At 50.8% G+C, this 11,807-nt stretch carries 10 protein-coding genes; 1 reads left to right on the forward strand and 9 read right to left on the reverse strand.

The window, feature by feature from the left end; all coding sequences use genetic code 11:
- The 9 genes from HQN87_RS04495 to HQN87_RS04535 form a co-directional block, all read right to left on the reverse strand.
- The gene (locus tag HQN87_RS04495; protein WP_173128403.1) at positions 1–684 is read right to left on the reverse strand and encodes a site-2 protease family protein; all 684 of its coding nucleotides are present in this window, start codon (positions 682–684) and stop codon (positions 1–3) included.
- 2 nt (positions 685–686) lie between these two features.
- Positions 687–1,742, reverse strand: a complete 1,056-nt coding sequence (gene prmA / locus HQN87_RS04500; protein ID WP_173128407.1) for a 50S ribosomal protein L11 methyltransferase — start codon at positions 1,740–1,742, stop codon at positions 687–689.
- 89 nt (positions 1,743–1,831) lie between these two features.
- Positions 1,832–2,410, reverse strand: coding sequence for a DNA-3-methyladenine glycosylase I (locus HQN87_RS04505; protein WP_173128410.1), 579 nt, complete (start codon positions 2,408–2,410; stop codon positions 1,832–1,834).
- Positions 2,411–2,519: 109 nt separating this feature from the next.
- Positions 2,520–4,181 carry a DUF4179 domain-containing protein gene (locus HQN87_RS04510; RefSeq protein ID WP_173128414.1) on the reverse strand — a complete coding sequence of 554 codons (1,662 nt, stop codon included), beginning with the start codon at positions 4,179–4,181 and terminating at the stop codon, positions 2,520–2,522.
- Positions 4,141–4,638, reverse strand: a complete 498-nt coding sequence (locus HQN87_RS04515) for an RNA polymerase sigma factor (RefSeq protein ID WP_254075369.1) — start codon at positions 4,636–4,638, stop codon at positions 4,141–4,143. Before HQN87_RS04515 ends, HQN87_RS04510 begins: the two co-directional genes overlap by 41 nt.
- Before the next feature lie 208 nt (positions 4,639–4,846).
- Positions 4,847–5,758, reverse strand: coding sequence for a methyl-accepting chemotaxis protein (locus HQN87_RS04520; protein ID WP_173128420.1), 912 nt, complete (start codon positions 5,756–5,758; stop codon positions 4,847–4,849).
- Between the two features lie 129 nt (positions 5,759–5,887).
- On the reverse strand, positions 5,888–6,262 hold the full coding sequence (locus tag HQN87_RS04525; protein ID WP_173128424.1) for a hypothetical protein: 375 nt from the start codon (positions 6,260–6,262) through the stop codon (positions 5,888–5,890).
- A 125-nt stretch (positions 6,263–6,387) separates the two neighbouring features.
- Entirely contained in the window at positions 6,388–6,576 is a 189-nt protein-coding gene (locus HQN87_RS04530) for a YfhD family protein (RefSeq protein WP_425516969.1), read from the reverse strand.
- Positions 6,577–6,602: 26 nt separating this feature from the next.
- Positions 6,603–6,962 (reverse strand): hypothetical protein, encoded by a 360-nt coding sequence (locus tag HQN87_RS04535; RefSeq protein ID WP_173128427.1) that lies wholly within the window; start codon positions 6,960–6,962, stop codon positions 6,603–6,605.
- Between the two features lie 472 nt (positions 6,963–7,434).
- On the opposite strand from HQN87_RS04535, the gene HQN87_RS32650 reads away from it, so the two are divergent.
- Positions 7,435–11,577, forward strand: a complete 4,143-nt coding sequence (locus tag HQN87_RS32650) for a S8 family serine peptidase (protein WP_301953152.1) — start codon at positions 7,435–7,437, stop codon at positions 11,575–11,577.
- Positions 11,578–11,807 lie beyond the last annotated feature (230 nt).

The following is an 11,807-nucleotide window of genomic DNA, read 5'->3' on the forward strand; positions in this document are numbered from 1 at the left end:
TCAGACCCCGAACATCTTTAGGAACAGCCGGAGGAAATCATTGCCGGTCTGGGTCGCCCAATAACTAAGCGGTTCTATCGTGTACGCACGCAGACCCGGAATGAAGATAATCAGCAGGAAAATAAAGACCGTCCACTGCTCATACTGCTGCAGTCTTCCCCGGATCGGACGCGGTGCGATATCCTCCACGATCCGGTAACCGTCCAGCGGCGGCAGCGGAATCAGGTTGAACACGAAGAGGAAGAAGTTGAAGTGGATGAACATCCCGAAGAACCAGATCAGCGCGCGGAGCACCTGCTCGTTCTTGATCGAATCCATCGTGCCGGTTCCCAGCAGGATCGCATAGATCAGCGCCCCCAGAATACCGAGCAGCAAATTGCTGATGGGTCCGGCAGCAGATACAATCACGCCCATCAGACGGGGACGGCGGAAATTATCCCGGTTCACCGGAACCGGACGCGCCCAGCCGAAGCCGGCAATCAGCAGCAGAATAATTCCGAAGAGATCAAAATGCACCGCCGGGTTCAGGGTCATACGGCCCAGCAGGCGAGCTGTCGGGTCGCCGAATTTATTGGCAAAATAGGCGTGTGCGAATTCATGTACCGTAAAAGCAATCACAATCGTAATCAGAAAAAACGGAAGCTGCTGCAAGGGATATACTAAAAATTGATCCAGGGAACCCATCTCTACCTCTTTCCGGCTGTAAACGCCACCCAGTCTTCTTCGCGGGTTACTTCTATAATCTCGAAACCGGAAGACTTCAGCGCCTGCGCCACAAGCTCTTCCTTATCCTTATAAATACCGGAGGTGATATAGATGCCATCCGGCTGGAGCGCACGGTACACATCATCCGTGAACAATACAATAATCTCGGCCAGAATATTGGCCACTACGACCCGTACCGGCAGGGTAACGCCCAGTCCGCCTTCAGCCGGAGCAGCAGGCATGGCGTCCGGCTCAATGGAATGGCCGGGTCTGGCTGACGGCCACATGCCGCCCGCTGCGGTATCCGACGCTCCCTCACCGCCAAGCAGCGAGAGCAGGTCGCTCTCCTTCACTGTGACAGCCGCCTCCAGCCGGTTCAGCTCCACGTTCTCGCGGGCGCTGACCACCGCCACCGGGTCCAGATCCAGCGCCAGTACCGATGAAGCCCCCAGCAGCACTGCCCCCACGGCCAGAATACCGGAGCCTGTGCCGACATCAATCACTTCATCACCGCTGACAATGTGCTTCTCCAGAGCGCGGAGGCAGAGTGCCGTCGTCGGATGAGTCCCGGTTCCGAAGGCCATGCCGGGATCAATTTCAATAATTTTCTCAGCCGCAGAGGCCGGGGTGTACTCTTCCCATGTTGGCTTAATAGTCAGCCGTTCCGAGACGCGCAGCGGCTTGAAGTACTGCTTCCAGGCATGGGCCCATTCCTCTTCATCCACCGTCTTCCAGGAGATCTGCGCCAGGCCCGGATCAATGCCGAACGTTCTAAGCTCCTCCACCCTTGGAGTCAGCTCAGCCACAATCTCATCCATAGCTTCGGATTCAGCATAATAGCCTTTAATGACCGCCTCCCCTTCAGGGATATCATTTAGCGGTTCATCGTATAATTCACCATAACGTGTATCCCGTATTTTATTCAGTGTCCCGGATTCTTCAATGGAAACTCCGCCCGCTCCGGCCTCGACCAGCAGATTGGATATCATCTCCTGGGCTTCCTCCGTGGTATGTACCGTCAGTTCGTGCCATAGCATGTTAATAAATCCTCCTAAAAGTTTTGCGAGCATTACTGCTTATCTACGATAGTATAGCATTTCTTACCCGTGCAGTGCCAAACTGCGGGTTAGCCCTCGGCTTGAGCCTTGTTGCTGCGGCAAAAACAATCCATCATGTGGTCATCCACCATACCCGAAGCTTGCATAAAGGCATAACAAATCGTTGACCCGACAAATTTCATCCCTTTGCGCTTCAGCGCCTTACTCATCTGATCGGACTGGGGAGTGGTCGCGGGGACCTCGGCTCTAGTATTCCAGTGATTCACCACCTGCGCCCCGCCGACGAAGCTCCACAGATATCCGGCAAAGCTGCCCTCCTCCCGGCAGATCTGCAAATATATCTCCGCATTGGTGATTATAGACTTAATCTTCAGGCGGTTGCGGATAATCCCCTCATTGTTCATCAGCTCAGCAATTTTGTCCTCCCCGTACAGTACAATTTTCTGCGGATCAAATCCGTCAAAGGCTTCCCGGAAGCTCTCCCGCTTCTTCAGTACGGTATACCAGCTCAGTCCGGCCTGCATGCCCTCCAGCATCAGCAGCTCGAACAGCTTCAGGTCGTCAACCAGCGGCTTGCCCCATTCCTCATCATGATAAGCTATATATACCGGGTCCGCATTCACCCAGTCACAGCGCGTCAGTTCCATACGTCCTCTCCCTTTTCCCTGTGTTCCTACAGCTTTTCATAGCCGTATCTTCTAACTGTATACGAAAAAAAGAGAAGAACACAAGGTTCTTCCCGTTAAAATAATGTCACTATTGTCCCTGCAGCTGCACCCGCGTCTCCTGGTCAGGCTCGTTGGTGGTGTAGAAGAACATGTATATAGAAGCTTCTGTTCCCTTGAAGTTCTCATATACATCAATGCTCCGGTTATTTCCGTCTCCGCGGAATTTCGTTGAAACGATCTTACTTACGATCCGGTCCTTACCGGTACCGATATGAGTCTGGTTCACGCCGCCAAACTTCGGATCATCGCTCCTCGTCTCCACATAGAGATCCGCACCCTGCATATAGTAGGTCCACTGTACCGGATAACCGCCGGTCTCCCGGATCACCGTCTGCTTCTCGCTGGAGATGTTAGTTAATTGAAGCGGCTTCTTGTCACCCCTATGCCGGGTAACCTTATAATTACCTACAAGCGTCATTGGCGTGTCGTTGGTAATCTCCAGGTCCGACGGCCGCTCGAAGCGCACTGCAATCAGCTCTTTGTCCTCAGACATGGAATACCATAATCCGCCTTCCAGCGTCCGACCGCCCACCTCGAGAGAATAATTGACATACGGCAATTCAGAGAACGGCTTAGCTGTGCTGCGAACCGACACACGGACCTGCGTAGGTGTCACAACCATCTGCTCAATACGATTATCTGTATTTCCTGCTTCCAGGGGCAGATCCAGCGCAGTTTTGATTGTCGCGCCCGCCATCTTCTTCTTGCTCAGTTCAAAATCAAACGCCCAAGGACCGTCGATGTTCCGTTCAAGCTTCGTGTAATCCAGCTTATAGACGGTTTGATCCTTCGGCACATCGGCAGGTTTGTAATACTGAACCGAGGTGTATTCTCCGTTATCTCCCGGCTTGCCCATTGCTCCTGCCCGCGAGTTCTTTACAAGCTGCCCTCCCCGGTAAGCAGTGATTTGCGGAAAGGCCCAGTTCTTGGCTTCCGGATCATCGAAGATGGCGGCAGTGGAGAGCATCAGATGGTCAGTACCTTCCTTAAAGGGCTGAACGCTGAAGGATTCCAGTCCATCCCGGTTCACAGGAAAGCTCTGCCGCTCCGGCGAGTCCGTATCCAGCTTCAAGTCTACCTCCTGCTGCGAGTACAATTGAATCCGCTCAGCCGTCAGACTTACCTTGGCTGTCTCTTGATCCGGCGTCCAGTCCGTCTCGAAATAACCGTTGTACCGCTTGTTCTTCTCGTCCCACTGCTGATTGTTGAATTCCTGGTTTCTGCGTCCCGAGCCATCCTTGAGGGCCATTCCATTGATGCTCCACAACTTGCCGTCGCCCCCGTCCGGACCCACATCCAGGCTGTACAGAATCACCGTCCGGTTCTCGTCGGTGAGCGCTGTATGTAGCGTCAGGGTTATTCCATCCCTGGTAATCGTCTGTCCAAGCGGCTGGCCCATATTTTGCGCCAATGCGGTCTGTACACCCCCCTTATCCTTAAGCAGGCTGCCCCAGTCATATTGGACAGCGGCATATACAGGGACTGCCATCAAAAGTGCACTGAGAGAAGCAGCGACGGTGATCTTGCGCCAGTTGCGGTGGCGGCTTGGAGCCGCAGCTTCTGCACGGCTTCTGCCTTGAGAGGAAGTATATCCGGCCTGATCCATCCGTTCCCACATCTGATCAAAGTCAGGATAAGTTACCTCCTCCTCATTTAGTCGACGCTTTAGCTGTGTTTCTGTTCTGTCCATAGGGTTCTTCCTCCTTAGATAAGGTCTGTACTCCTGCATCTTCAAGAATCTTCTTCATCAAGCGCAGCCCTTTGTGCTGCCTGGACTTAACCGTCCCCAGCGGAATATCCAGCATATTGCGGATTTCTTCCAGGCTGAAATCATGCATATAACGCAGGGTCAGCACCGCCCTGAACTTCGCCGGGAGACGGGACATATAGGTTGCCCACTCCAGCTTCGTTTCCTTTTGCTCAACCAGCCTGTCCACCGGAGGTTCCGCATTCTCTCTCAATATATGGAGGCTTGCCGTCAGCTTCTGCTGCAGACTGCTTCTGCGTTTCAAATGATTCAGGCAGGTGTTGACGGTAACCTTCATAATCCAGGCCTTCAAATATTCAATGCTCTGCCATTCGCTGCGGAAGAGGGTGATGAACACCTCCTGGCACAGATCCTCGGCATCGACAGCATCGTGCACCATATAGTAGCAGGTCCGGTATACCTCCTTGCTGTAGGTCTGGAACAATTCCTTGTTGCCCACTTGAGTATGTCCTCCTTTCTTGTTTGAACTACCTCTTATAACAATCCCCGGCTGCAAAAGGTTCATTTTCTCTACTCACCCTTGAAATTAAAAAAAGCATGTCCTCCCGCAATGAACGGGATACATGCTGTATAAGGAAATATAAGTCTCAGATAATGTTCATGACCTCGCGCGCCTGATTATCCAGCTCCTGGGCAGAGGTGGCAATCAACGTGAATTCATTCAGCGCCACTTGAATCTGCTGCTGGCTTAGCTCCACATTATCCTGCACCAGATTTAATCCGGTCGATATTCTGCCTACCTCTTCGGTAATGGCCTGAACACTGTCCCGTACCTCGGTGATCTGATCCTGAACCATGGCGGAGAGCTTCCTTACTTCCTTGGCTACCACATCGAATCCCCGGCCGAACTCTCCGGCATGGGCTGCCTCAATGGCCGCGTTCAGCGCAAGCAGATGAGTCTGGGAGGCAATATCACGGATCGTCTGCACCACACCGCGGATCGCAGCCGCCTGCTTCTGGAGACTCAGCAGCGTTTCGGTATTCTCGCTCGACACCTCTGCAATCTTATCAATGCTCAGCAGCAGCTCCTGACTCCGCTCAATCCCTTTGTCGGCACGCTGATTCAGACTGTCCGCCATTCCCTGCATCAGCTCCACTACATGGCTCATGTTATTCTGTCTGTCCGTAATGTTGGTGGCTACCTTCGATACGCCAATGACATGGGTACCCGTCTCATCGAACACCGGCATATAGGTGGCCTCCAGCCAGACCGAATTCCCCTCTGCGTCCATCCGTTCAATCTTGTCCTGAAAGCTCCGGCCCGCAAACAGATTCTGCCAGAACAACTCATATTCAGGGCTGTTTACGAACGAAGGGAAGCAGAGCTGCTTGTGCTGCATACCGTACATATCCTCTACCTTGTATTTTACCGATTGGGCAAAGATCTCATTCACATAGGCGACACGGCGGTCAAGATCGAACCGGATCATGGCGAGATTCTTTTCCAAGGCTTTGACAACCAATTCGTCTGTAACTACCGGGTCTGCTGGATTTTCCATGTTGACTACTCCCTATATAACTCAATTTTTATCAAGATTCCGGACGGGTACCCTCATGATTCCTATATTCATATTAACGGATGCCCGAAGCATTTGGATGATATTAATCTCACAAAAAAGTGTGCCGAACTACTTCCTGGGGCCGTAATCCCCCATTTTAATTCCCCACACACTATCCTTCTGATAAGCGGCTGCTTCCTGAAGGCCCGGGAGCCTGGAATCCTGCGGATGATGCCGCTCCAGATACTGGACGAAGGCCCGGCGCAGACCGATCTCCTGCTCCAGCTTGTTGAACTCATTGGGATGCTTCTCCATCTCGGCAAGCGAGGGTTCCCAGCGTTCCAGATCAGCCGCCTCCGACTGTTCGGCACGGACTTTCACCGTAAGCTCCCGAAGCTCGCGGTAGGCTTTTTTGACTCTGGAAGAATAGACTTGCTTCTGGTTCAGGAAGGTTAACAGCGCCACAAGCAGCGCCAGTCCAACCCACATTATAACAGTACTCACTTAAGCAACCTCCCGGTTCAACATATCGTTCCATTATACACCGCCACGCACAAAAATACCCCACTCGCGCGGGGTATCCGTTGCACAATTCGTTTGCTCATTTCTTCTTGACTTAGCCTGTAATCTCAGTCCTTCTTTATAATCTCTTCCAGCTGCCGTTTATCGGCCTCCCGTGAGCGATCCATCGCCTCTATATCATCGTGATCCGCTTCGGCCGCCGAGAATTCAACATCCTCCGCCTTTGCCTCATAGAGCATTTTCATTTTTTCCGTTTTGGAGAATATTTTCGAGTTTTCTCTATCCATTCCTGCCATCAGCTCCCTCGTAAGTAGTCAGACCTTCAAATCATTCCGCCGGCTTCCTCAATAAGCGACAAAGCCTGATCGTGGATGGCTGGATCCACAATGACCGTCAGCAGGATATCTCTGCCAGTCGGCCCGCCGTCCCCGCCGTGGCTCATCCCGCTGCCGCTCGTATGTGCCGCCGCTAAGATGCCCGCATGGTCACTGACCGCGGTCATGGAATCCATGCTCGCCAAATTGCCGGTAACCGGATTCACTCCCGACTGCTCCCCGGCTCCACCGAATCTGCTGAACCGGTCAATGGAGATCTCCTCAGCACGCAATGCCTGCAGTTTGCGGGAGACGCCTTCCGCTTCTTCCGGGGTTTTGAAGTACGCCAGTATACTTTTTTCAGACATGGGAATTCCCCGCCTTCTACAATGGAATACATTCACCAAAGGTTACAGTCTATTTTGGATTTCAGGACAGGAATTTATACGTTTGTTCAAGAAGCGGCTCCTTCAATTGGAGACAGATACGACCGGGACCTGCAAATCAGGTCCTAGTTCTCATATACCAATCATGTGAGTATTTATGACAAAATACGATTTTTATATTTTTTTATTTTGTATATTCCTGTCTTTTATAGTCCTTTTTTATATTTAATAGCCGAAATATGTCACATTACATTTCATTGAAAAGAATTCGTTTTCAAAACTTTATAAATTTAGTGTGGATTTTACAAATAACCAGTGGTAAAATCTTCTTAATATTTTTCCTAGTAATCTTGACGGAATAAAACCGGATTAATAGAAAAGGAGAATCCGCCTACTGTCTGAAGCAGGAGAGATGTGAGCCAGAACCAACATCATATTGTGGAGGGGATTACATTTGGAGTGGACAAAACTACCTCGTAAGCTATCATTACTAACATTATCATTAGGCGTAACTGCAAGTCTAGTTCCGGGCGCGGCATTCGCCGCCAGCAGCCTGCAGACGCCGGTATCCAGCACTCATCTTCCAGCCTTGATTCAGAAGAATCAGCCTTTCATTTCTCCACAGATTAACACCAAATCCTCTAATCAGGTCCGGGTTATCGTTCAACTCAGCGGTCAGCCTGCCGCAGTCGGCAAATATGCCGCCAAGCAAGGAATCACTTCTCTCGCCAACACGGCCACTGAAGCTGCGGCGAAGAGTCAACAGGAGAAGGTGCTTGACCAGGCCGAAGCCAAAGGCATTGACCTGACCGTCAATTACAAGTATGACACCATCCTGAACGGCTTTGAAGTCACTGTTCCGGCGGACAAGATCCCGGAGCTGGCCAAGCTCTCAGGTGTTACCTCCATCTATCCGAACAGCACCTGGTACGCTCTCCCTGATCAGACGGTTAGCGAAGTAACGTACAGAAACGACAATGCCCCCCTGAAGCAGATTCATGCTGATTGGGCAGCAGACCAAGGTCTCGACGGTGAAGGACTGAAAGTCGGTGTGATCGACACCGGTGTTGACTATACGCACCCGGATATTGCCCCGGCTTATAAGGGCGGTTATGACTCCTTCTATCAGGACAATGATCCTTATGAAGAAGTTCCGTTGACTCCGGAAGAAGATATCGAATATGGTGTAGGCTATGCGGGAACTTACCACGGTACGCATGTAGCCGGCACTATCATCGGTCAGTATGCAGCCACAGGGGATGTTGCGCAAAAGGGCGTAGCTCCGGGAGCGGAACTGTACGTCTATAAAGTATTGGGCCGCAATCTTGAGAAGCCGAATACTTCCTCCGGATCTTCCGCTCAAGTCATTGACGGAATCGAACGTGCGGTGAAGGATGGCATGGATGTCATCAACTTGTCGCTCGGCTCCGATTCCGAGAAGGACGTGAATTCCCCGGACTCCATTGCGATTAATAATGCGGTACTCTCTGGAGTGACTGCTGTAATTGCTAATGGGAACAACGGGGAAGCGGGTTATTTCTCCATGGGCTCCCCGGCGGCCTCCCAATTGGGCATTTCAGTAGGTTCAGTGACCAGCCCTATTGACGCTTACTCCGGCGAATTCAAGGCAGAAATTGCAAACTCGGTAACTTCTGTTACTTACGATACCTATTTCCCATTCCATATGATGGCGTATGAGCTAGCAAACGATGATTTCGCAACTCTCATTGGCACAAAGCCTGTCCGAGTTGTATATGCTGACCTTGGGGCAGAAGAAGATTACCCTGCAGAAGACATTAGCGGTTCCATCGTTTTGGTATCACGTGGTGAACTGGGTTTTGCAGACAAAATTGCGATTGCAAAAGCCCATAATGCTAACGCTATCGTAATTTTCAACGGCAACGCCCAGAAGGTAGACGGTAAGAGTGAAGCTATTCTAGACGAAGACTACAAAGACCGTAGTGACTTCATCGGTGTGAATTTAGGCAATGGATATCAGAACATTCCTACGTTTGACATCGAAGGCTCCAAAGGACGCAAGTTAGCCAGAGCAATTCTGGCAAATGGTGATAATCCAACATATTTCACCTTTGGTTCAGAATATAACCATGAAATGACAACTGGTGATACAATGAGTAATTTCTCTTCATTAGGACCGAACTTTGACGGCAATCTGAGCATCAAACCGGACATCGTTGCTCCTGGTGATGGAGTATTGTCTACATGGCCGGCTTATGGCAAAGGTCATCCAGAAACAGATTATTCCAAAGCATACAATCGCATTAGCGGCACCAGCATGGCTACACCTCATGTGGCAGGTTTGTCCTTGCTGATCAAGCAGGCACACCCGGAATACACTCCACTTGATATTCGCGCCGCGCTTGCCAATACAGCAGAACGGTTAATGTATCAAGACAGTCCGGAAGACCTTTATCTTCAAGGTCCTGGGCGCGCCAATGTAGAGAATGCTATCATTACTCCGGCACTGCTGCAATCGATTGAGCCAATCTCCATTCTGGACAAGAACTTTGTCCCGCAGAATGTGATTAACTACAACCCTTCTACAAGCTTTGGCACACTGCTGCCTGGTTCTGAAGCTAGCCAAGTGCTGCAATTGAAAAATATGAGCGACACTGCCCTCACCTATTCTGCTTCCGTGGAATGGAACTATGGTGATCCAGAGCATGTCTCTGCAACCCTGGATCAATCATCGGTAACAGCCTCCGGTAAGAGTGCCTCCACCTTCAACCTGAAGGTTAACGTCGCTGCGGATACTGTGCCACAATCGCTGCAAGGCAATATCGTACTGAAGGCAGATGGTCAACCAAATCTTCCTACTCTGCACTTGCCGTTTGCTATCAGTGTAGATAAGACAACAGAACAGCCAAGTTGGGGTACTGGCATTCAAGAAGCTACACTGAGCCAACCAATCGTCTACACTAATTCAGGTGCGGTTCTGAACTACAAACTGAAAGCTAAGAATATTAACTACTATGAAGTGAATCTGGTTGGCCTTGATGATATCAAGAAAGGCTCCTTCCAGGTATCCACTACCGGTTCACCGGATAAATTCTTTGAGCCGGGCAGCTACACCACAGTTATAGGTGCCACTTATCATCCGTATGATCACAATGGTGACCCTATTCTGGACACCAACGGTAACCCCGCAGTAGCAAGTATTACAGACGGGACTTACAAGCTTGAGATTCTTGGAATTACTGCTGAAGACAACACAAAGACTCCAATTAAGATTGACTTGAATAATGATGAATACTACAGCACTTACACTTCATTCCGCTTTGTAACAGTCTCCGACAGTGGCAGCGGTGGCGGCGGTGGTGGAGGTGGCGGTACAGTGGTAACGCCGACTCCTGTTGTGGTTCCAGGCACGGTTAAGTCCCTAGTTGAAGAAGGGGTCCAGCAAGTAACGGTAACGCCTATAACTTCCTCGAAGGATGGCGTGACAACAGTAACGGTAAGTGACAGCGATCTGAAGGCTGCTCTGGCCAAAGCCACTGCCACCAAGACAGCCGTTGTGATATCAGTAAGCACTCTTACTGACAAAGCTGCTGAATTGAGCTTGACGGCAGATCAGTTGAAATTGCTGGCCGGCCTTCAAGCTGGCAGCTCGATCATTGTAAATATTGGCGGATCTGCTGTATCCTTGCCGGTATCCCTGCTGGCAGCTTCTCCTGCAGGCCAGAGCTTGAAGCTTGTAATCAAGCAAGAGCCTGATGCAGCAGGCAAGCTGATTGCAGCTACTCCGGGTGCCAAGGTCATCGGAACCCCGGTATCCTTTGAAGCTTCATGGACTACAGCGACAGGCAGCACTTACTTGAACGTTCCAACCAACGTATTCATTAAGCGCTCCTTCACTGTACCTGGTAAGATCGAACCGAAGACCGCAGGCGTACTCTTTGAAAAAGACGGACTGGTAACCCCGGTTGCTTCTGTCTTCTCACCTCAGGCAGATGGAACAACGATTGTTACGGTAAGCCGTCCGGGCTTCTCCGTGTATGGAGCAGTCAGCAAACCGGCAGCAGCTTTCACGGATATCGCTTCTTCTAAAGCGTCTGACGCTATTCAGACTCTGGCCGACAAGCTGATTATCCAAGGCACCTCGGCAACGACCTTCTCGCCGCTGAGCAATCTGACCCGTGCCGAGTTCACAGCACTGTTAACCCGTGCACTGGGTCTGCGTACCGATGCCAGCGTAACCTTCTCTGATGTGAAATCATCGGACTGGTATGCCAAGGATGTTGCGGCCGCTTCCAAAGCAGGTCTGATCCTGGGCATTGGCAACGGCAAGTTTGCTCCAACGCAAAAAGTAACCCGTCAGGAGCTCGCTGTCATTCTGGACAGAGCGCTGAAACTGACAGGAACTGAACTGAAGGCTGTCGCTAATCCTTCGTTCACTACGTACACTGACAGTGCCAACGTAGCACCTTATGCCAAGGACAGTCTGCAATCCCTAAGCAAAGCCGGCATCTTCGCCAGCGAATCAGGCATTGCATTCAATCCCAAAGCTCCGGCAACCCGTGAGACAGCAGCCGCTGCACTCTACGCATTGCTGAGCAAGAGCGGATTGATCGAGTAGTAGAAGAAACATAAAAGGCTGTCCCATAGTCATGGATATGACTACTTGGGACAGCCTTTTGTTTGTTCATACAAGATTAATCTTAACACTGGAGGGTCCTGTGCCCCCATTCTGTTCACCATTAGGCGCAGATTGCATTTCATACAATAGATTTTGCTTTTATTCGTCCTAAAACTTTATCTAATGTATTTCATACATTTGAATTCCGGATAGATGCTCCAAAACACCTT

This window comes from Paenibacillus tritici (assembly GCF_013204885.1).
GTDB lineage: Bacteria > Bacillota > Bacilli > Paenibacillales > Paenibacillaceae > Paenibacillus_AQ > Paenibacillus_AQ tritici.